The sequence below is a fragment of the Tellurirhabdus bombi genome, from assembly GCF_021484805.1.
Classification (GTDB): Bacteria; Bacteroidota; Bacteroidia; order Cytophagales; family Spirosomataceae; genus Tellurirhabdus; species Tellurirhabdus bombi.
Genome location: NZ_CP090557.1, coordinates 1,030,813 through 1,052,032, shown reverse-complemented (window position 1 = coordinate 1,052,032; position 21,220 = coordinate 1,030,813). Strand labels below are relative to the sequence as shown.

The window sequence follows — 21,220 nt, the reverse complement described above, 5'->3', positions numbered from 1 at the left end:
AGAGCTTAGTTGGTGAGTGTGGCCGGATTCGTATCCCAAAATACAGGAACCGTGACGTTGCTTTTCTGCGGAACAGACGAGTTCCGGTTCACCAGCGACGACGGATAATAGAGCGAGCGAACAAAGCTGCCCGGATTGGCTTCCAGGGCGGGTTGCATCTTGGTCGGTTTACCCGTGCGGCGGTACATGTTGTAGGATTCGTTGCCGTTGCCATACAAAGCCAGCCAGTATTCCCGGGCAATCACATCCATTTTGGCGTCATCGGTGGCCGCCGCGTCGTAAAGCGCCAGCACCTTCGCGACGTATTTATCGACTTCCGTTGCCCAGACGTAGTTTGTTCGGGATTCAAAGGCAACGATCGCGCCACTCTGCGACGAAGCCAGCGCGAAAGCACGTACATCCGCCATTGACTTCCGCACGCCAGCTTCCAGCAGGGTCCGAGGCGTACCCGTTGTTTTAAGAATCAGCGCCGATTCGGCCAGCATAAAATCAACAAACGAAGACATCATAATCGGGTGAATTCCGGCACCACCGGCCCCCGCCCCCTGCGAAACCGGAAGGCCCGCGTCATTGTCGTAAAGGCCACCCGCCGGGTAAAGTCCCCAGGCCGTCCGGCGCAAGCCATCTGGTGGAATCCCCTCGTTGCTGAGGTGATCGCGACCCCAGTAACCAACGGGCGTCGGTACGCAGAAAACCATATCTGTGGCGTAATGCGCTGGTTTCTGGTTGTTGATGCAGCTCAGTTCATTGGTGCTTGATGTATTGGTAACCGTCTGGCGGTACATGTACAGCCGCAGGCGTGGGTCCGGCGCTCCTTTGCCCGCATACAGCTGCGCGATGTAGAAATTCGCCTGGTAGTCACCACCGCCCGTTGGCGAGTACTGACCACCGTAACGCGGGTGACGGCTGTCGGGGTTGGTTAGGTTTGTACCAAATTTGAACGTGAAGTTTTGCGCCGTTGTCTGAATGAGCAGGTTCTCGGCAATCAGGGCATTGATGGCGGCAGCGGCTCCCGGATCGGCCAGACGGCGCGTCAGCAGCAGCTTCAACTTGATTGTTTTAGCCGCTCTGATCCAGTTGTCTTTATTGCCCCGATAGAAGAAATCAGCAGGAACTGCCGAAGACGTTTTGTTAAAATCGGCGATGGCGTCGTCCAGATCTTTTAGGGCTACTTCGTAAATGGTTTTCCCCTCATCTAGACCCGGATTGAAGTTTTCGGCGCTCAGAGCCTGCGACCAGGGAATATTGCCGTAATAATCAACCAGCGTGGCCAAAACATACCCTCGGAAAACGCGGGAAATTCCGGCGTGGAAAAACAGGTTTGAGCTTTCGGCGCGGGGAATCAGCGTTTTAATATCAATCAGCAAGCTGGAATAAGACGTTCCCCAAAGCCCGTCCGTGCCTGATGGCGCATAGGCATTGTCATACAGCGCTGATCCCTGGTTGAGCATCCGCGTCAGGCGCATGCCGATGTTAGACGTCTGGTTGAAAAAGCTGGAATAATCGAGCTGAATGCGGTTGAGCAAAAAGTTAACGTTGGTGTTGCTAACCGTCACGGCATTCGGGTTATCGAGCAAATTCAGTTCGCAGGAGCTGGCAAATAATCCGCAGCCTGCTAATAAGAGTATTTTTATCTTTCTTATCATGATGTTATCCCAAATAAATTTGTGACTAGAATGTCAGTTTTAAGGTTCCTCCCAGGCGTCTTGCACTCGGACCGGTTAGGAACTCAAAGCCCATGCCATTGCCAACTCCTAAGCCCAGGTTGTCGGTGTCGAAATTGAGATATTTTGGAAAATGAAGGGCCTTGTACCACAGGTTGTTAGCCGTAAACGAAAGCGAAATGCCCTTGAACGGCGTTTTACTGATCAAATTTTTAGGAATGGAATAAGAAAGCGAAGCCTCGCGAAGACGTACCGTAGAACCGTCGAAAATCCGACCTTCATCCACGAAGAAATAATAGTTGTCGAAGAAGACGTTAGGCGCAGTAATCTGAATCGAATTGGCCTCACCATTCTGCTGTACTCCGGGGAAAATATAGCCTTGTGCCCGGTCGAAATCCGTGTCTTTCGTCAAACCGCGACCCAACAGCGCACCTGCCGTCGTCGAATACAACACGCCTCCGTGGCGGTAATCCACCATAAACGAAAGGCTGAAACCCTTGTAATTGAACGTGTTGATCAGACCCGTTGTAAAAGCTGGATTCGGGTCGCCCAGTTCCTTGATGGTGGCATCGGCCAGCAGGTAGCCGTTGCTACCCACAATCGGGTTGCCTTGTTCGTCGCGACGAACGGCAGTTCCTTTGATGATGTTGAACGGCTTACCCGGAATTGCGAAGTTACCCAGGTTCGTAAATCCGGCAACCACAACTTCCTGAAGGCCACCGCCCAATTCCAGCACGGTTGGAATGTTGCGGGTAAAGTTGAAATTAACATCCCAGGAAAAAGACGAACGAGAAATGGGCGTACCCGTAATGGCCAGTTCAATTCCATCATTGCGCAGTTTCCCAATGTTGATAGTCGTGGCCGTGTAACCCGTTGACGGATCCAATGGCGTTGAGGTAATCAGGTCGCGGGTGTCGCGGCGGTAGAAGGTCAGGTCAACGCCGACTTTATTCTGGAAAAACTTGGCTTCCGCACCAAATTCGTACTCCGTAATTAATTCCGGCTTCAGGTTCGGGTTGCCGAGAAAATCGCTGACGGAGTGCGTGGTCGAAACATTTCCGGCATTGTCCACAAACGCCCGCGCTACTTGGTTCAGGACGTTCCGGGTGCTGTAAGGATTGGGAAAACCGGCAGATGTGCCAAGGCCCGCTCTGATTTTCAGCGTATTCATGAAAGGCGATTCCAGACCGGGAAAGGCTGTTGTCGGAATAAACGAAACGCTGGCCGATGGGTAGAAAATCGTCCGGTTCGGTATCTCAACAGTTGAGGTCCAGTCATGGCGGCCCGCGACGTTTAAGAACAGGTAATTATTGATATCGGCCGTTAACTCCCCGTAAATCCCCATCCGGGTTTGCTCCGATGTGGAGTTGTTCGCCGCTGTGTTGATGAAGTTGGAATGGCGCATCAAGCCGAACGCCAGCTGGTTTTCACTGGTTGTTACCACCGACGCAAAGCGGTCATTCCGCATGTTGGCTCCCAGCTTCCCCGAGAAAGCCAGCTTGTCGTTGACCGGTTTGTTGTACGATAAAATAATGTCGTGGTTCCAGATGGTGTTCGTAACATCAGCTGTGCTGTACCAGCCATTTACGAAATCAACCCCGCCTTTGTTGTACTTGTATTCCTGGGCTTCGGTGTAGGTGTCCAAACCAACGCGGTAGAGGAGGGTCAGGTCTTTTGCCAGATCGGCCCGTACGGAAGTGGAGCTGAAAAGCCGGTTTACTTTACCCGTGTTGCTGTAGTATTTCAGCATCCAGCGCGGGTTTGGAATGTCGTTTCCACTGCGGAAATAAACACTGCGGTTATCCACCGGACTCTCAAAAGGAAGGCCCCACAAATCCACGCTAACTGGCGTATACATCACATTAGCCAGAATCGACGGAAAGCCACCGAGCGTGTTATTGCCCTGACCAGCGTTCAAAGGTGGTGATACTTGGTCGGTGTTGGCGTAATTAAATGACGAAATAACGCTGACTTTCTTGCTGACCTGCGCGTTGATTCCCAAGCCTAGGTTTAGCTTTTTCAGGCTATTACCGGGCAGATAACCTTGTTCGCCATTGTAACCCACTGACGCATTATAGCTAACTTTTTCGCCGCCACCCGACACGTTTAGTGACGTATTGGAAATGATCCCAGTGCGGAAGAATTTTGATACGTTGTCGGTATAAGGCCGAAAATTATAGGGCGTATTCACTAACTCTGGAAAAGCGTTTTTCAATGAAGCATCCGTCAGGTACGTAAACGGATGAAGCTGCGAACCCGCTGGCACTTCGCTAAACAAAGGCCCCCAGTTGCTGAAGAAGAAACCAACCGCCTGGTTGTAGCCTCCCGCGTATTTGTCCGTGTAGGTAGGAAGGTGCGCCTTGTTGGTAAACACCGATTGGGTGAGGGTGATTTCTGTGGGGCGGTTTTTCTGGTTGCCGTTTTTGGTTGTTACCAGAATTACCCCGTTGCGGCCCTGGTCGCCGTACAACACGGTTGCGGCCAAACCCTTAAGGACGCTGATGTTTTCAACGTTATTGGGGTCGAGGTCCAGAAAACGGCTGGATGCCGACTGGCCACCGCCCGTAAAGCCACCGCGTGAGTTCGTACCCGAGTTGAAAGGCACGCCATCGACCACAAAAAGTGGTTGGTTTGAGCCAGTGATGGACGAATAACCCCGGATAATGATATTGGTGCCGGTTCCTGAGACACCCGATGTCGCGGTGATGTTCACGCCGGGGACTTTGCCTTGCAACGCGCGGCCCAGGTCGGTTTGGGGACGGTCTTCGATTAGTTTTTTGTCGATGTTCGACACCGCATAGCCAATCGCTTTCTTTTCGCGGGCAATTCCCTGGGCCGTGACAACGACTTCCTGGAGGTTTTTGGTGTCCGAAACCAGGCTAATGTCAAGGGTAGAACGGGTGCCGACAGCGACTTCCTGCGTAATGCTGCCGACAAAGCTAAAAACCAACGTAGCCGAGTTGCCGGGGACATTTAAGGAGTAAGTGCCGTCGGAATCGGTGTTTGTTCCGACGGAAGATCCCTTGATGACAACGGTCACGCCGGGTAGGGCGCCTCCGTCTTCGGAGGAAGTCACCTTACCGGTAATTCTCCTATCCTGAGCAAAGGCAATAAGCCAACTCGAGCAGACCAGGAGGGCGCTCAATAATAGAATTTTCTTCATTAGAACGATTTAGTTTAGGTTGAGAAGTGATGATCATCGGCACAAATCTAATTATTGGATTATACAATGCAAATATTTTATAAATATTGATGTAAGTAAAATATTAATCTGCGAGATAGTTAAAATGGCATATATAATTCTAAATTAGTATAATTGTTAGATGCTTTATCATTTTAGTTATTTAGTAGGATAATGAAGCAGGAATCGTTCTATAAAATATTTTAATAATCAGTAAGCGTCCATGAATCAATTAGTTACAAATAAAAAAGCCGTCCCAGAAGCAAAAGCTCCAGAACGGCTCTAGTATTAGAAGATAGTAGTTACTTTCTGATTGATTTACTACGCTTTATTACTCATTTAGAAGCCAAGTCAAAAACTAAGTAGTTGAGCAGCTTTGAGTATTTTTCGTTAGTAACCCAAAATCTTGAATTCGGTTCGACGGTTACGCTGGTGCTCTTCTTCCGTCTTGGCATTTTTAACCACAAGCTGGCGTTCACCGTAGCCCTTCGCGACCATTCGATCAGCTTCGATTCCTTTGGAAACGATGTAATCAACAGCCGACTGAGCCCGGTTTTGCGAAAGACGGTCGTTATAAGCGTCCGAAGAGCGCACGTCCGTGTGGGAGCTAAGCTCGATCTTCAGGGTCGGGTTGTCCTTCAGAATCGTTACCAGCTTATCGAGTTCCTCGGCAGCATCAGGACGGATGTTGAATTTGTCAAGGTCGTAATAAATGTTTTCGAGTACGAACGTCTTATTCAGCTCCACTTTATCCAGCAGGATGATGGCGTTGTAAGTGGTATCCGTTTCGGCCTTGGTCAGGAAAATCTGCGGGATGCTTCGACCCTGCATCGTAAACGGCTCGCGCTTGGTCAGGTAACCGGGGCGCTCAACCAGAATGGTGTATTCTTTTCCTTCCTGCAACGGGTACTTCCCGAAGGTTCCAGGCTTCTGGGTAACGCCTGAACCAATTGGCTGGCTCGTTGACTCGTCAATAATGCTCACTTTGGCTGAATCCAGCGGTGCCTGATCGGCATTTTTATCGCCTACAAAACCAGCCAGGAAGTACCGGACAATTTTCGGCGCTCCTGCCGGTGGATTCTCTGCAATCGGCGTGTCGGTTGGTGTTGTCGCATCGAAGGCATAAATATCGTCATCACCTTTGCCGCCCTCCCGGTTGGAGGCAAAATAACCTTTGCCTTCTTCGGTCATAAATAAACCGAAATCATCCATTGGGGAATTATAAGGCTGGCCCATGTTTTCGACCGTAATCACACCCTGTGAACGAGTTGCCACGAACAAATCCAGCTTGCCGAGACCCGGGTGGCCATCCGATGCAAAATAAAGCCGCGAGTCGGGACCTACGTACGGGAACATATCGTCGCCCGGCGTATTGATGTCACGACCCATATTCACCGGACGGCTAAAACGCCCAGAAGCATCCATGTTGGTGCGGTAAATATCGATACCACCCACACCGCCCGCGCGGTTGGAAGCGAAATAAAGCGTCCGTCCGTCGGCAGAAAAAGCAGGGCAGCCATCCCAGGCCGTTGAGTCACTGATGCCAATTCGCCGGGCTTCCGACCAGCCACCTTCACCAAAACGGCTGATAAAGAGATCGACATCCTGTCCTCCTTTGCGCTTACCGTTGTTCCCGCGCGCAAAGATCATGGTTTTACCATCTTTAGAGAAAGCCGCTGTTCCCTCGTTGGCATCTGCTGCAAAAACATTTGAACTTAGTAGCTGCGCATTATTCCCGGTCTCATCAGGCGTCTGGCCAATTTTGGATTTATAAAGGCCCGTCATGGGCAGGCCGTTGTTTTTATAAATTTTTTCTTTTCGGGAAGCCGTAAAGATCAGTTCATCGCCCCGTACGACAGGAGCATATTCTGACCCCGGTGAGTTTAGAGCCGCCACATTCTTGATCTGAATGGTATTTTGCTTTTTCGATAGAATGTCGATAGCTCGCAGGGTGTTTAGCTCGCGCTGGGCTTTCTCGGCGTTGACTTTGTTCGTTGGCTTACTCTGAACATACTGATTGAGCTGGTCCAGCGATTCGGCGTAGCGGCCACCGGCTTTGAGCGCGTAGGCATAATACATGCGTCCCTCGGCATCGATGGTGCCGGCATCAAGGGCTTTCTGGTAAAAAGGAGCCGCTTGCTGAAAACGATTGGAAAGGCGGTAGGACTCGGCCATGTAATAATTCAACCGTCCCTGGTCGGTAACGCCTTTGCCGTCGGCTGCCTTCTGAAAACTTTTAAGAGCCAGGTCATATTCGCCCTGTTCATATTGACGAACGCCTGTTTTGTAGGCCTGCATGGCAGAATTGCAACCGGCCAATCCAACGGCAAGACTCAATGCCGTTAGCAGCCAATAATTCGTACTGATTCTCATATGGTTTGGAGAAGGAAATGCATACACTCCCCGCCAAGTTACTAAAATCCGGCTGGGGTCTATATTTTAACGATAATAAGTTTATTTTATTGAAGAATGTTTCGCAAACCTGGAGTACGCACCTTTTTCATTCAATAACGCCGTTTGTTAACTGATTATCGCCTTTTTCCACATCATACCAGAAGCCATTGACAAAGGTGTAAAGCAGCTTATTACCCCGCCGAAGCAGGAACGAACCCGTCTGGCCTGTCTGAATCCATTTGGCCGGTGAACTGTTGGGCTGTAGCAAATGAACCGGCGCCTGAACGGAAGAAACCCGCGTTGGTTTAGCCAGCCGAAAGGTCGTTACGCCCTGCTGCAAGAGCGAGTCCAGATTGAGTTTTTTCAGGTCCGAAACCGAAGCCAGCTTGTCGGAATAAACGTGGCCGGGAACAAGCGTAAGCCCTTCGGCATCAATTTCTTTAATGCCAAAAAAGGTGGATAAATCACCAAGGTCTTCAATGCTGCTGCGGTAAGCGAAAGACCTTGCACCGTTGGTATTGATTTCGTTGTGATTGATCCCAATATCCATTTTATACGTTTTGCCGTTGCGGACAATTTGCGCGTTGCGAATCAGCACGTCGAACAAATACCGCTCATTCTCGGGAATCGTATTGTAATCCAAGCGGGATTCGGTCTGGTAGGCGTCTGTCGCAATGGTTTGCAGAGCCGTTATAATGGACACGTAATTCAGCTTGCGGATAAATTGCTTTTCCGGGTCGTTGGGATAACCTCCCGATTCGATCAAAACCAGCGTTGTGCCCCATTTCTGAATATTATCGCCGAAAGCTCTCGGTTCAAATTCATCGGAAAAACGCCCGACGCCGCCCGGAATGAACTCCTGCAACACCCGGTTCATGCTCACAATCAACTGCATCGACCGCTCGCGAACAGGGTTGATGTTACGCGCTTCGTCGTAAGCCGTTGCCAGAAAGGAAATGGTCGCCTGCTTGGACGTAGGGCCTGCGCTGTAGCGGGTGTTCTGGTCGTGGAGGTTAAAGCCAAAATAGGGCTTGAGCGTTTGCTGTAAATTTTTCAGGATGCGCGATTCGGGCGATTGCAGCCGCAGGGCGTCGCGGTTCAAATCGATGTCCAACGCATTGCGCCGCTTGTAACGCTCGGTGCCGTCGGGGTTGAGCATGGGCACAAAATAGAGCGTCGTTTCGGCCAGGATTTGCTGCCGCAGGCTATCAAACTCGTCACTTTTTCGGAGCCAGTTGAACAGATCAAAAAGCGCCATCGTGGCTGTAGGTTCATCGCCGTGCATCTGCGACCAGAGCAGCACCTTGCGCGGCCCATTGCCCACTTTGATTAACTGAATAGGCCGTTTTTCCACCGATTCGCCCACCTGGGTAACCTCAAAACGACTGTCCGTCTTCAGGTTTTCAATCAGAGGCAGAATGTCCTTCTGCTTGAATCGGCGATGGTGCAAACTGTCTTCCCGATACGTTTCGTGCGTTGCGAATAGTTGCTGAGCTATAGTTTGGGCAAAAGCGGGCGTCATGGGCAAGGTAAAATTAACCGCAAAAAATGCAAAGATGAATACAAAGCCGGATTGGCGGCGCAATGGTGGCAAAAAAATCATAACAGGTCTTTTAGGCGATTCAGACCCAGGTAAAACCCAACCCAGGACGCAGTGAGGCAGAAGCTAACATTAATCAGAATATTCCCCAGCGCTGTTCCTAAACGCCCCTGCTGAAGCAGCAACAGCGTATCGGCGCTGAACGTGGAAAATGTACTCAGACCCCCGCAAAAGCCCACGCCGATGAGAAGCCGGTAGGAATCGCGTTCTGCATAACGAACAGCCAGCCAACCCATCAGCAGGCCTAGAACTAGGCTGGCAACTACGTTGACAATCAACGTTCCCGCCGGAAATGAGGCAGGGTAAAGCGGTTGAAGATAACGCCCAACACCGTAGCGGGCTACGCTGCCTAAACCACCGCCTATAAATACCAGCCAGAACGGGTTGTTCATACTTTTACACCGAATCAGGTCGTAAAATTAACCGATTTTTGACGAAAAAAGGTACTTTCGTTCCATGACACCTACCGAATCGAAGCGTTCTGCCGATCTTTTGCGCCTGCTAGGCGTTGGCTTTGGTATTGCCGTTACCATTGGCGGCACCATTGGCACCGGGATTCTCCGCCGTCCCGGCAGCATTGCGCAGGAACTGGGCGATCCCTGGCTGATTCTGCTTGTTTGGGTTGTGGTTGGGATTTATGCCTTGCTGGGGTCGCTTTCGGTCATTGAATTAGGCACCATGATTCCCAAGGCGGGAGCCTGGTATGTGTTTTCGCGACGGGCTTTCGGCGATTTTGCGGGCTTTCTGATTGGCATCGCCAGTTGGTTCGGCAGCATTTCGGCGATGGCGTTTGGGGCTTCTGTCATGGGCGAATACTGTGCGTTACTGGTTCCTGCCTGGACGCCCTATATCCAGTTGATTGCTATTTTGATTCTGGTGGCTTTTGTCGCGTTTCACTGGGTAGGTGTTCGGCTGGCGAGCAAAGCCCAGGAGGTAATGAGTTTCGTCAAAGCGGTGGGCTTACTGGCTTTTGTCGCCGTTTGTTATGCCTATACACCCAATGAGCCGCTCGATTTCTCCACAACGAATAAATTGCCCGTTCAGGGCACCTTGATCGTAGCGTTGCTGGGCGCTTTGCAGTCGGTGTTTTATACCTATGACGGCTGGCATACGGCGGCGTATTTCACGGAAGAAGACGTTAATCCAAGCCGAAACCTACCTCGTTCCATGATGGGTGGCGTTTTACTAATTGTAACCATCTATTTATTGGTGAATCTAGCACTTTTCCACGTGCTGCCCATGAACGAGCTGGCGGCGTCCAAACTACCGGCTGCTGACGCCATTCAGCGCATTTACGGACCCGCCAGCGCCAAGGCGGTAACATTTCTGCTTATGATTTCCATTATGGGGATCATCAATGCGCAGATTATGTTCAATCCGCGCGTCCTTTTTGCCATGAGCCGGGACGGGTTATTTCATAAAGCTTTTGCTACGGTCAACAAAGGAGGGACGCCTGGAGCCGCTATGTTATTGACAGCCAGTATATGTGCTATAATGATTCTGACCGGCACGTACGGCAAGTTATCTGATATTGCTTCGTTCTTTTTTGTGCTTTGCTACGCATCAGGTTTTGCCTCGCTCATCCGTTTGCGACACACAGAACCAGCGTTACCGCGTCCTTTCCGGGCTTGGGGGTATCCCTATATTACCTGGGCCATGCTGGTTGCTTCGCTGGCTTTTCTGGTGGGCGTGATCATTGGCGACCCGTTTAGTAGTTCCTACGCCGTTGGCTTTTTAATCCTGAGTTATCCAGCCTATCTTTTGGTTAAAAAACTGAATTAGAGCGAATTCCCCCGATTGCCGCTTAAGAAAAACTAGTGCCATAAAATAGATGGTTATTTATATTTTCGCGGGAATTTTGCGACTGAAACCAAATGAAACCCGTTAACCTTCTGTCTTCTCTTTTTCTTTACTGGTTACTGTCTTTGACGTTGGGTACGTCCAGAAGCGAAGCCCAGAAAGTAGATCTTGACCGCTTTTACTTTGATGTTAGTTACCTTGCGTTGCCCAAAGAATACGTAGAACCAAGCTACCGCACGTTTGGAGTTCACGTGAATGCGGCGCCGTCGATCAGGGCTGCTTTTTCGGAAAGTGCAATCTATGACCGAATAAATGTTTTTGGTTTTCAACGCGTTGAGTCGGCGCCAACGGTTGGCGTTCAGATCAATCTCGGCGAATTACGTTTTGAAAAAAGCGAGCCCAGAACCCGCGTCGAAGAGAAAAAACAGAAGAATGGGCAGGTAAGCAAGACTACGTATTATTCAATTCTGGTGCGCTACAGCATCAGCGGCGGTTACAAAATCTACGGTCCCAAAACAGGCGAAGCCATTACTCAGAAAACCGCCGAAAAGAAGGAAGCTAAACCCAACCGCTTTCTGCAAAACGTCATTGCTGCTAACGAGGCGCCTTTTAGCCAGAATCTGATGGCCAGCTATACCTTCCCGTATGAGCTAACGTATACCACCCGCGAGTACACAAATCCCGCTGACGCGAGCCGGTACCTGGATCAGAACCAGCAATCCATCCGGGCAGAGTTGATTACCAAATACGTTAACGATGGCCTTCAAACGGTAAACAACAGCGTCAATACTTATTATGGGTATGTGCCGGTGCAATCTCGGGATTTTTTGTGGATTCTGGACTCGAAAACCCATCCTGAATACGAGGTGCAGCAGGAAGCCATTAAAGCCGTGAAAGAGCTGATGCGCAGCATGCAAGCCACACAGTCGTTAGAGGTGTTAACTCAAAATCTCCAGCCGCTCCTGGCATATTTTCAAGAGCTAAAAACAAAATATACGGGCAGTGACAAGCGAGAGGCCAAAATGCGTTATTCAGCCTATTACAACCTCGCTGTGCTTTACCTCTACCTCGACCAGCCCGGGAAAGCTGCGGAGGCTGCCGATGGATTAATTAAAAATGATTACGATGCTTCAGATGGGAAAAGCTTCCTGAAACAAGCGACCGAACTAAAGGCCACTCTGGAAAAACATCACCTGGATTCCCGCCACATGGCGATTTAGGCAGTTACTCTATAAAAGTCATTTTGTAGTGCAGGCACTTTATCTTTGCCACACTCATTCAACCAACAAACGAAGCATGCCACAACCCAAATATGCCCGGGAGTCGCTAACGACAATGACAGAAATGGTACTCCCGAATGATACCAATACACTCAACAACCTGATGGGAGGGCGGTTGCTGCACTGGATGGATATTGCCGCCGCTATCTGTGCTCAGAAGCATTCTAATCGCATTGTTGTAACCGCATCGGTCGATAACGTTTCCTTTTCGGAACCGATTAAGTTGGGCAATATCGTAACAATGCAGGCCAAAGTAACCCGCGCGTTCAACTCGTCAATGGAAGTGAAAATCGATGTGTGGGCGGAAGACATTCCCGCCGGAACCCGCGTCAGTACCAACCAGGCTTTTTATACGTTTGTAGCAGTTGATCAGAACGGTCGGCCCATTGAAGTTCCCGCGCTGACTGCCGAAACAGAAGAAGAAAAGGAATTGTATACGAGCGCCTTGCGCCGTCGGCAGCTTCGTCTGGTCCTGGCTGGGCGCATGAAGCCTCAGGACGCTACAGAACTGCGAAAGCTGTTCGCGATGGAATAGACGTATGTCCAAAGTGGCAGGGTAAGCTTTGGGTTACTTTGCCACTTTTCTTAACAAATTAATAGGAGTGATGCGACGACGATTCGTTGGGTTGTTTTTCCAGATCGAACAAATCCGTCAGCGTATCGATCAGCGTATCGGCTTCCCCACGCTTACAGGCTGCTTTCAGCTGCAAAACAGGGAATTTGATGATCTTCTGCATGATACTCCGCGTGATTTTGTCAATCTTCTCCGATTCTTCTTCGGTCAGATGCTTTAAATGACGGGAGATTTCTTCCTTCCGGATCTGCTCCAGCGCGTTTTTGAATTTGTTGATTGTCGGAGAAACAATCATTTCCCGCGACCAGTCGTTAAACTCAACAATTGACTGGCTGATAACCGCTTCGACATGAGGGATAGCCGCCAGACGACGATTCAGCGCTTCATCAGCGCGGTTGCGGATGTGATCGATGTTGTAAAGCAACACGCCCGGAATCTGTTCTACGGATGCATCAACGCTGCGCGGTACCGAAAGATCGATAAAGTATTTGTAGGTCAGTGACGTCAGTCCGGTTAACCGTTCGGGCGTAAACAGCGGCTCGTTCATGGTTACCGAGGAGATAATCACATCGGCCTGGCGAACTTCTTCGGCCAGGTTGTCGAAATCAACCACTCGGAACCCATTTTCCTGGGCTAAAGCGTCTGCTTTTGTACGGGTTCTGTTGCAGAGTGTAATGTTTTTAAAGTTGCGGTTGTCACCAGCCCGGGAAGCCAGGTTTTTAACCACATCTGTCCCGATCTCTCCCAAACCAACCACGAGGATGGCGGGAGCAGGGGCGGCCTGGCGGGGACACGCATTCTCGCCCAGTAATTCTTCAATGAGTTCAACGGCAGCGTATGAAACCGAAGCGGCCCCGTCGCGGAAGTTTGTCTCTTGAGCAACGCGTTTGTTCGTAAAGAAAATCGTGTGCATCAAGCGGTGTAAAAACGGCCCGGCCATGTCGAGGTCTGCCGACCACTGGTAGGCGTGTTTCACCTGGTTGGGAATCTGCATGTCGCCAACTACCTGCGAGTGCAAACCCGTACAAACTTCGAACAAATGGCGAACCGCGCCATCCGCCGAATCGAAAAACTGGAAGTAAGGAAGGTATTCGTCAGTAGCAGTAAGTCCCTTTTCAATCAGCAACAAGCGTGCAATCTCCGCATTGAGGCTTTGAGCGGACGTGTAGTAAACTTCCGTGCGGTTACAGGTAGAAATAACAAGCAACTCCGATACGCTGAAAACATCGCGGAGCTTGATCATAAACTGTTTGGCCTCGTCTTCGTTTAATGCAATTAGCTCCCGAACAGCCAGCGGAGCTGTTTTATGCGATAAACTAATTGATTGAAAGGAATCGTACATATCTGCTACTAAAAACTATCCACAAAATTAATGTAGAAACTTCAATGAATAAACACCAACTACGAAGAATCAGTTTATTTAGAATTAATATAAACTGAACTGCTTATTTCCTGATTCTGTACAATTTATTGCTCAAATTTGTTCCCTAATTTGACGGGATGCATTAAATTAAAAAATAGTGCGTTATCAGGGAAAACGTTGTAAATATAAGTCGCTGAACGGGCTGTTTACATGACCGTTGTCAGTTGGTAAAATGATAAATTTCAATTGCAGAAAAGCCGGTAAAGCGGCGCGGTGACATAACCGGTTACTAAAAACCCATGCTCAAGTCATTTGATATTTATGGACAGCGGAACACGCTGAAAATTATTGTGGCCCTGAACTTATTGCTGGTCGGGACGGCCTCCCTGCTTTATACGAACCGATTGATCAAAAAGCTGGAAGATCGGGAAGAAAGCTACGTCAGGCTGTATGCCAAAGCGATGACCTATGTTCAGAAAACAGATTATAATGAGGACATTAATTTCGTGGCGCAGGAAATCATTTTTGTGAATGCGAACAGCGAGATTTCAGCGATTTACGTAGATGAAAATGGAGAGCCGGCTTATCCGGTGAATATCAACTTCCCGGCGGATGCTACCCCGGAAGAGAAACAGGAGATTTTGCAGGAAAAGCTGGCCGAAATGAAGGAAGAGCATCCGCCCGTTGAGGTCGAAATCGGGAAGGATGAAACGGGCTTTATCTATTACAGTAACTCGTTGTTATTAACCCAATTACGGTTCTTTCCCTATGTAATGCTAACGGTTATGGTGGTGCTGGGTTTTCTGGCTTACCTGGCGTTTAGTTCTGCGCGGCGGGCGGAGCAAAACCGTGTCTGGGTGGGATTGGCCAAAGAAACGGCGCACCAGTTGGGAACCCCACTGTCGTCGCTGATGGCCTGGGTGGAATATTTCCGCTCCGATCCCGCCGTTGATGAGTCGATAGCGGATGAGATTGAAAAGGATGTAAAACGCCTGGAAACCATTGCGGCCCGCTTCTCCAGCATCGGCTCTATTCCGACGTTGCGGGACGAGGATGTGCACGAAACCGTGGCAAACTTCATCAGTTACCTTCAGCCCCGGATCTCCACCAAAGTGAAAATGAGCATTGATAACCAGCTTCCTCCGGGGAAACAAGTACACATTAACAAGCTTCTTTTTGAGTGGGTAATTGAAAATGTCAGCAAAAATGCGGTCGATGCCATGGGTGGGATCGGTAGCCTGACCATTAAGCTACATCCAGTGGTACGGCGTAATATGCCCGGCGAAAAAACCAGTCGTGCCCGCCGCGAAATTGCCATCGACATCACGGACACGGGAAAAGGAATCAGTAAGGCTAATCTGCAAAAAGTTTTTACGCCCGGTTACAGTACAAAAAAGCGCGGCTGGGGTCTTGGACTAACCTTGGCGAAGCGAATTATCGAAGAATACCACGATGGTCGACTCTTCGTTAAAAGCTCTGAAATAGGCAAAGGAACCACTTTCCGGATTGTGCTTCAGGAAAGCGAAATGATCCGCCAACAGCCGCAGGAAAGCCTGGAGCAGCAGGCATAAATAGCTTATTTGAGAAAGTTTATCAGAAGGGCTTAGGAAGATTTATCGTAAGCGTATCTGTCTCCACAGCGTTACTGACACGCAAGGCACGGTCGCGAATACGGATACGAAATTTTACGACAGCTTTTTCAAAGAAACCTGTGGCGAAAAAGGCTTGCGAGAAGTCAAGCGTTCCTTCAAGCGGTCCAGCTTTGTTGTCACTTTTCAATGGGAAGAAAAAAAGCCGTTGGTTGATCAGCGATGGTACTTCCTGAAATTGCCCATTGGGCATGCGGCGAAGCATAGTGAGCTGGTAATTGCCCCATTCTTTGTATTTTTCAACGGTATCTGCTCGTTCATTCGCTGCCACACCTAAATCGCCATCTCCGTCACGGAAGCGAATCGACAAGACAACCGAGTCAACATTTGGGTTGCCCAGGAGATCCACTGTTTGATAGGAGTTAACAGTAGGATTGGAAATCTCAGGCGTGAAATCGAAATCAGGAGCGTCGATGCAGCTACCGACCACGAATGATAGTGCGAAAAAAAGAAGTCCGAGAGGAATAAATCGCTTCGACATGGTGTTAGTAAACTATTGTCAGTAATCTTTTTTCTTTTTTGGCTTAATGAGTAAGCCCGTTTCTATACTAAAATCCCTGCGTATTCTTCGGCAATCGCTGCGGCAACGCATCCTGGCGGTCAACGCAGCAGAGTTTGAGCCTCTGGCACTGGATATTTTCCGGTATCAGGCTGTCTGGAATCCGGTATACCGGGCCTATCTGGGTCACCTCGGTGTGCAACCAGAGCAAATAAACGCGCTCGACCGCATTCCCTTTATGCCAATTGGCTTTTTCAAGCAGCATACTGTAGTGACCCGTTTTAGCGACGAACCGTTGCCTGAGCCGCTTATTTTTGCAAGCAGTGGAACAACGGGTAGAACGACGGCCCGGGCGCAGGCAACCGAAGCTACCTCGGATCAAGTACCGACCAGTCACCACTTAGTGCCTGATCCTGATCTTTACAATGAAATCAGTCAACGCATTTTTGAGGCACAGTATGGCCCCCTCGATCGCTTTCACATCCTGGCCTTACTGCCCTCCTACCTTGAACGAAATAACTCGTCATTGGTGTATATGGTTCAGCGGTTTATTGAAAAGTCCGATTCTCAAAAATCCGGGTTTTTCTTACAAAATACGGATGAACTAACTGCTGTATTACAAAATTTGGCGGAACAGCCCGATGGTCGACCCATTTTGTTAATCGGCGTTACGTTTGCCTTGCTCGATTGGGCCGAATCAGCGACCGATTTTACGTTTCTACAAAAGTTGCCAGACCTGATTGTTATGGAAACTGGCGGAATGAAAGGCCGTCGCCGTGAGTTGCTCCGTGAGGAAGTACACCACATTCTGACCCAGCGATTGGGCATATCGGCTATCCATTCCGAATATGGCATGACGGAATTACTTTCGCAAGCTTATTCGAGCGGAGGGGGCATTTTTCAGGCTTCACCGACGCTTCGGGTGCTGCTTCGGGATGTGAATGATCCTTTTTACAGCCTACCCCGGCAAGCCGACGGACGGCAAACGGGAGGCATCAATGTCATTGACCTGGCTAACCTGGATTCGTGCAGTTTTATTGAAACGCAGGACTTAGGGCAGTATGAAAACGAAACGGCCGATGCCTTTCGGGTCATTGGCCGCTTCGATAATTCTGATATTCGGGGTTGTAATTTAATGGCGCTATAACAGATCTGGCTTGGCGTCAGGCATACAGGTCGACATCCTGGTGGGTGATTTTATCGCCGCACATAATCACCAGACGCTCAATCATGTTGCGCAGCTCACGCACGTTGCCCGTCCAGGGCAGGGATTGCAGGAGCTGCATGGCGTCGGGTAAAATTTCCTTTGGGGGAGCGCTGTAGTCTTCGGCAATATCCTGCAAAAACTTGTCGGCCAACAGGGGAATGTCTTCGCGGCGTTCGGCCAGCGCGGGTACGTGAATCCGAATGACGCTCAAACGGTGGTACAAATCTTCCCGAAACATGCCTTCCTGAATTTCTTTCCGCAAATCTTTATTCGTAGCGGCAATGACCCGGACGTTGATTTTTATTTCTTTGTCGCCGCCCACCCGCGTGATTTTGTTTTCCTGCAATGCGCGCAACACTTTGGCCTGGGCCGATAGACTCATATCGCCAATTTCGTCCAGAAAAAGCGTGCCGCCGTCGGCTTGCTCAAACTTACCGATGCGCCGGGCAGAAGCGCCGGTGAAGGCGCCTCGTTCGTGACCAAAGAGTTCGCTTTCAATTAGTTCGCTGGGAATGGCCGCGCAGTTGACTTCGACCAGAGGGCGGTTGGCCCGCGTTCCCCGTTCGTGAATTTGTTTGGCTACCATTTCCTTTCCCGAGCCGTTGGCACCCGTAATGAGTACGCGGGCTTCGGTGGGAGCCACGCGGTCGATGGTACTTTTAACGCGCTGGATGGATTCAGACTCGCCAACAATCTCGTTAAATTTATAAATACGCCGCTTTAGCGTTTTCGTCTCCTGGACCAGAATAGACCGATCAATGGCGTTGCGAACGGTCACAAGCAGACGGTTTAGATCAGGTGGTTTAGTGATAAAGTCAAAAGCGCCCCGTTTCGTGGCTTCGACGGCATTTTCAACATTTCCGAAGGCCGAAATCATGATGAACTGCGTACTCTTATCCGCTTCACTTGCCTTTAGGAGGACTTCAAGTCCATCCATTTTAGGCATTTTAATGTCGCATAAAGCTACGTCATAATCATTATTCAGAATCATGTTCAAGCCTTCTTCGCCATCTTTGGCCTCGTTGACTTCATAGCCTTCATACTCAAGTATATCACGTAGTGCAGCGCGGATGCTTATTTCATCATCGACGATGATTAGTTTGGCCATACAAAATCAGGAGATGAGCTTCGAACCGGAAAACTTCCGATTGTTCATGGTTGCCGAATTACAAAATCAGGGGGAAGTTAATAGGAAGAATCGCCATGTTGCAACTTCAAACTTACTTTTTTCAAAAATACTTATGTGTCAAAATAACAGAAAACCGTTTAGAGTAAAAGGAAGATACCAGAAACAGACGGTAGAAAAAGCGCATCCAGTGGGACGAGGCAAATAAGCGTACTATAAGTTAGTTTTTACGCATATCTACTTACTTATTCCTATAAAATACCAATCGTATTTCATATATTTGTTATGGATAATTCCGCTAGATAATAGAACCGTTTTTACTTTCTCCCCTTCCAGATGAACAGAAGAGATGCTTTGATGCGGGTAGCTGCCATGATGGGTACCGCGATCGCGCTGCCTGCCCTGACCAACAGGCTTGAAGCGGCGGCGGTAGCCCGTGAGGCTTCCGGTGCCCCCGTGTTTTTTACCGCCGACCAGGACGTTCAGGTTGCTGAGATGGCCGAGGTAATTATCCCAACTACAAACACGCCAGGTGCCAAAGCGGCCAAAGTGAATGAAATAATGGATGTTATTCTGAGAGAATGCTACAAGCAACCCGATCAGAAAAGATTCCTGGATGGTCTGGCCCATTCCAATGAGCTGAGCCAGAGCGCATACGGAAAAACATTTGTTGCGCTGGATGAGAAACAGCGGATTGATATTATGACCAAGCTGCAAACCGAAGCCGCCGAACAGCGGAAGCAGATGGCCACCGCCGCAGCCGGTCAACGTTATACTCCGTTCTTCAACATGCTGAAAGACCTGACGTTGCTGGGTTATTTTTCGTCCGAGATTGGCTGTACGCAAGCCCTCGAATACGTCGCCGTTCCGGGTCGCTACGACGGTTGTACAACCCTGACGCCTGGCCAAAAAGCCTGGGCGATTTAATTATACCTAAACTAAGTCAATTGAATAAAGACTGCCTTATAAAAAGGACGAGTCATTATTCACGATAAATTATTCGTTTATAATTTGACCTATGAACTTAAATATTGATGCCATAAAAGAAATGACCTACGACGCCATTGTGGTTGGGTCGGGCATTTCGGGGGGCTGGGCAGCCAAAGAATTAACGGAAAAGGGCCTGAAAGTGCTGATGCTGGAGCGGGGTCGCGATATCAAGCATATTGAAGGCTACAAAACCGCTACCCTAAATCCATGGGAGTTTCCGCACCGGGGCCGGAATACGGTCCAGGCCGCCGAGGAATACTGGGCTGGCATGCGTACGGGTTACACCGTAAACGAAGAGTGGCGGCACCACTTTGAAAACGATAAGGAAAATCCCTACCTCGAAACCCGTCCCTTCGACTGGATTCGGGGCTACCATGTTGGCGGTCGGTCGCTAATGTGGGGTCGGCAGAGCTACCGACTGAACGAAGAAGACTTTCTGGCCAATGCCAAAGAAGGAATTGGTGTAGATTGGCCTATTCGCTACAAAGACCTGGCGCCCTGGTATGACCATGTGGAGAAATTTGCCGGGATCTCTGGGTCTAAAGATGGTTTGAGTGTATTGCCAGATGGTCAGTTTTTGCCCGCTATGCAGTTCAACTGCGTGGAGAAGGAGGTAAAAGCGCGGATGGAAAAACAGTTTGGTGGTCGTAAGATGATTATGGGCCGGGTTGCTCACCTGACCGCACCGAAAGATTTTCACTATGCGTTGGGACGGGCTGCCTGCCAGTATCGGAACCAGTGTATGCGAGGATGTCCGTACGGTGCCTATTTCAGCACCCAGTCGGCTACGCTGCCTGCGGCCATGAAAACAGGCCGGTTGACGTTACGCCCGGATTCGATTGTTTCGGAAGTATTGTTCGATAACAAAACACAGAAGGCCACAGGCGTACGCGTCATTGATCAGAATACGAAAGAAGTACGCGAATATTTCGCTAAAATCATCTTCATGAATGCTTCGGCATTGGCTAGTGCGTCTATTTTGATGAACTCAAAATCGGCGCGCTTCCCGAACGGTATGGGAAATGACAGCGATCAACTGGGGCGTAACATCATGGACCACCACCTGGCTGTTGGCGCGTCGGGCCGTTGGGAAGGCATGGAAGATAAATACTACTACGGTCGTCGGGCAAACGGGGTTTACGTTCCTCGCTACCGGAACTGGGCTGGTGACAAGCGTGATTACCTGCGTGGCTTTGGCTACCAAGGTGGCGCGGGCCGGGGCGGTTGGGGCCGGGGTAACGGCATCGAAGGCTTCGGAGCGGCGTTCAAAGAAGAACTAACAAAACCGGGCGAGTGGACGATGGGATTGGGTGGATTTGGTGAAGTATTACCGAACTCAAACAACCGAATGACCCTGCACCCAACTGAAAAGGATAAGTGGGGACTACCCGTTATTGTATTTGATGCGGCTTACGGCGAAAATGAGCGTAAAATGCGGATTGATATGATGAACGATGCCGCTGAGATGCTCGAAGCTGCCGGTGTAAAAGATGTTCACGCGTATAACGATGAGTCGAAGCACCTCGGTATTGGTATCCACGAAATGGGTACTGCCCGGATGGGCCGCGATCCGAAAACATCTGTTCTGAATGCTAACAACCAGCTACATGCTGTAAAAAATGTATTCGTGACGGATGGCGCTGCAATGACCTCTGCTTCTTGCGTTAATCCATCGCTTACTTACATGGCTTTAACGGCTCGGGCAGCTGATTTTGCGGTGAAAGAATTAAAGAAAAAGACGCTGTAATTAGCTGAATTTTAGATAATTAATAAAGATGACCAAGTGCTTTCCAGCCACGGAATCACTTGGTCATTTTGCTTTACTGCCACCATTAGAGAAGGGCAATATTGTACTTTCGTATTTTGCGATATGATAATACATTGATCCCGTTC

General features: G+C 49.6%; 15 protein-coding genes. 7 read left to right on the top strand and 8 right to left on the bottom strand.

Annotated elements, in window-relative coordinates:
- Window positions 1-5: 5 nt before the first annotated feature.
- From L0Y31_RS04510 to crcB, 5 genes are all read right to left on the bottom strand, one after another.
- Window positions 6-1,646, bottom strand: coding sequence for a SusD/RagB family nutrient-binding outer membrane lipoprotein (locus L0Y31_RS04510; protein ID WP_234735944.1), 1,641 nt, complete (start codon window positions 1,644-1,646; stop codon window positions 6-8).
- A gap of 25 nt (window positions 1,647-1,671) precedes the next feature.
- On the bottom strand, window positions 1,672-4,827 hold the full coding sequence (locus L0Y31_RS04505) for a SusC/RagA family TonB-linked outer membrane protein (RefSeq protein WP_234735943.1): 3,156 nt from the start codon (window positions 4,825-4,827) through the stop codon (window positions 1,672-1,674).
- 408 nt (window positions 4,828-5,235) lie between these two features.
- Window positions 5,236-7,218 (bottom strand): CHU_0125 family OmpA-like outer membrane integrity protein, encoded by a 1,983-nt coding sequence (locus L0Y31_RS04500; RefSeq protein WP_234735942.1) that lies wholly within the window; start codon window positions 7,216-7,218, stop codon window positions 5,236-5,238.
- A 127-nt stretch (window positions 7,219-7,345) separates the two neighbouring features.
- Window positions 7,346-8,842: a M14 family metallopeptidase gene (locus tag L0Y31_RS04495; protein ID WP_234735941.1), complete on the bottom strand. Its 1,497-nt coding sequence runs from the start codon at window positions 8,840-8,842 to the stop codon at window positions 7,346-7,348.
- Window positions 8,839-9,231 carry a fluoride efflux transporter CrcB gene (gene crcB / locus L0Y31_RS04490; RefSeq protein WP_234735940.1) on the bottom strand — a complete coding sequence of 131 codons (393 nt, stop codon included), beginning with the start codon at window positions 9,229-9,231 and terminating at the stop codon, window positions 8,839-8,841. Before crcB ends, L0Y31_RS04495 begins: the two co-directional genes overlap by 4 nt.
- 64 nt (window positions 9,232-9,295) lie before the next feature.
- Here crcB and L0Y31_RS04485 point away from each other — a divergent pair, with 64 nt between their 5' ends.
- The 3 genes from L0Y31_RS04485 (at window position 9,296) to L0Y31_RS04475 (ending at window position 12,454) form a co-directional block, all read left to right on the top strand.
- A complete protein-coding gene (locus L0Y31_RS04485; RefSeq protein WP_234735939.1) occupies window positions 9,296-10,621 on the top strand; it encodes an APC family permease in 1,326 nt (441 codons plus the stop codon).
- Between the two features lie 92 nt (window positions 10,622-10,713).
- On the top strand, window positions 10,714-11,859 hold the full coding sequence (locus L0Y31_RS04480) for a hypothetical protein (RefSeq protein WP_234735938.1): 1,146 nt from the start codon (window positions 10,714-10,716) through the stop codon (window positions 11,857-11,859).
- A gap of 76 nt (window positions 11,860-11,935) precedes the next feature.
- Window positions 11,936-12,454 (top strand): acyl-CoA thioesterase, encoded by a 519-nt coding sequence (locus L0Y31_RS04475; protein ID WP_234735937.1) that lies wholly within the window; start codon window positions 11,936-11,938, stop codon window positions 12,452-12,454.
- Between the two features lie 58 nt (window positions 12,455-12,512).
- On the opposite strand, the gene hemA is transcribed toward L0Y31_RS04475, so the two are convergent.
- Complete coding sequence (hemA, locus tag L0Y31_RS04470; protein ID WP_234735936.1) at window positions 12,513-13,835, bottom strand: glutamyl-tRNA reductase; 1,323 nt, start codon at window positions 13,833-13,835, stop codon at window positions 12,513-12,515.
- Window positions 13,836-14,155: 320 nt separating this feature from the next.
- Between hemA and L0Y31_RS04465 the strand changes: the two genes are divergently transcribed.
- Window positions 14,156-15,427, top strand: a complete 1,272-nt coding sequence (locus L0Y31_RS04465; protein WP_234735935.1) for a sensor histidine kinase — start codon at window positions 14,156-14,158, stop codon at window positions 15,425-15,427.
- Between the two features lie 22 nt (window positions 15,428-15,449).
- Here the strand turns inward: L0Y31_RS04465 and L0Y31_RS04460 are convergent, their stop codons facing one another.
- The gene (locus L0Y31_RS04460; RefSeq protein ID WP_234735934.1) at window positions 15,450-15,986 is read right to left on the bottom strand and encodes a hypothetical protein; all 537 of its coding nucleotides are present in this window, start codon (window positions 15,984-15,986) and stop codon (window positions 15,450-15,452) included.
- Window positions 15,987-16,032: 46 nt separating this feature from the next.
- Here L0Y31_RS04460 and L0Y31_RS04455 point away from each other — a divergent pair, with 46 nt between their 5' ends.
- Window positions 16,033-17,151 carry an acyl transferase gene (locus L0Y31_RS04455; protein WP_234735933.1) on the top strand — a complete coding sequence of 373 codons (1,119 nt, stop codon included), beginning with the start codon at window positions 16,033-16,035 and terminating at the stop codon, window positions 17,149-17,151.
- A 16-nt stretch (window positions 17,152-17,167) separates the two neighbouring features.
- Here L0Y31_RS04455 and L0Y31_RS04450 read toward each other — a convergent pair whose 3' ends face one another.
- Entirely contained in the window at window positions 17,168-18,319 is a 1,152-nt protein-coding gene (locus tag L0Y31_RS04450) for a sigma-54-dependent transcriptional regulator (protein ID WP_234735932.1), read from the bottom strand.
- A gap of 354 nt (window positions 18,320-18,673) precedes the next feature.
- Between L0Y31_RS04450 and L0Y31_RS04445 the strand changes: the two genes are divergently transcribed.
- The gene (locus L0Y31_RS04445; RefSeq protein ID WP_234735931.1) at window positions 18,674-19,264 is read left to right on the top strand and encodes a gluconate 2-dehydrogenase subunit 3 family protein; all 591 of its coding nucleotides are present in this window, start codon (window positions 18,674-18,676) and stop codon (window positions 19,262-19,264) included.
- A gap of 91 nt (window positions 19,265-19,355) precedes the next feature.
- Window positions 19,356-21,074 (top strand): GMC oxidoreductase, encoded by a 1,719-nt coding sequence (locus tag L0Y31_RS04440; protein WP_234735930.1) that lies wholly within the window; start codon window positions 19,356-19,358, stop codon window positions 21,072-21,074.
- The last annotated feature ends 146 nt before the right edge of the window (window positions 21,075-21,220 follow it).

Excerpts from the sequence above, each read along its gene's own strand:
- L0Y31_RS04460 (WP_234735934.1), bottom strand. The coding sequence starts at position 15,986 with ATGTCGAAGCGATTTATTCCTCTCGGACTTCTTTTTTTCGCACTATCA.
- L0Y31_RS04455 (WP_234735933.1), top strand. The coding sequence starts at position 16,033 with ATGAGTAAGCCCGTTTCTATACTAAAATCCCTGCGTATTCTTCGGCAA.
- L0Y31_RS04440 (WP_234735930.1), top strand. The coding sequence starts at position 19,356 with ATGAACTTAAATATTGATGCCATAAAAGAAATGACCTACGACGCCATT.
- L0Y31_RS04500 (WP_234735942.1), bottom strand. The coding sequence starts at position 7,218 with ATGAGAATCAGTACGAATTATTGGCTGCTAACGGCATTGAGTCTTGCC.
- crcB (WP_234735940.1), bottom strand. The coding sequence starts at position 9,231 with ATGAACAACCCGTTCTGGCTGGTATTTATAGGCGGTGGTTTAGGCAGC.
- L0Y31_RS04480 (WP_234735938.1), top strand. The coding sequence starts at position 10,714 with ATGAAACCCGTTAACCTTCTGTCTTCTCTTTTTCTTTACTGGTTACTG.
- L0Y31_RS04450 (WP_234735932.1), bottom strand. The coding sequence starts at position 18,319 with ATGGCCAAACTAATCATCGTCGATGATGAAATAAGCATCCGCGCTGCA.
- L0Y31_RS04505 (WP_234735943.1), bottom strand. The coding sequence starts at position 4,827 with ATGAAGAAAATTCTATTATTGAGCGCCCTCCTGGTCTGCTCGAGTTGG.
- L0Y31_RS04445 (WP_234735931.1), top strand. The coding sequence starts at position 18,674 with ATGAACAGAAGAGATGCTTTGATGCGGGTAGCTGCCATGATGGGTACC.
- hemA (WP_234735936.1), bottom strand. The coding sequence starts at position 13,835 with ATGTACGATTCCTTTCAATCAATTAGTTTATCGCATAAAACAGCTCCG.
- L0Y31_RS04465 (WP_234735935.1), top strand. The coding sequence starts at position 14,156 with ATGCTCAAGTCATTTGATATTTATGGACAGCGGAACACGCTGAAAATT.
- L0Y31_RS04485 (WP_234735939.1), top strand. The coding sequence starts at position 9,296 with ATGACACCTACCGAATCGAAGCGTTCTGCCGATCTTTTGCGCCTGCTA.
- L0Y31_RS04495 (WP_234735941.1), bottom strand. The coding sequence starts at position 8,842 with ATGATTTTTTTGCCACCATTGCGCCGCCAATCCGGCTTTGTATTCATC.
- L0Y31_RS04510 (WP_234735944.1), bottom strand. The coding sequence starts at position 1,646 with ATGATAAGAAAGATAAAAATACTCTTATTAGCAGGCTGCGGATTATTT.
- L0Y31_RS04475 (WP_234735937.1), top strand. The coding sequence starts at position 11,936 with ATGCCACAACCCAAATATGCCCGGGAGTCGCTAACGACAATGACAGAA.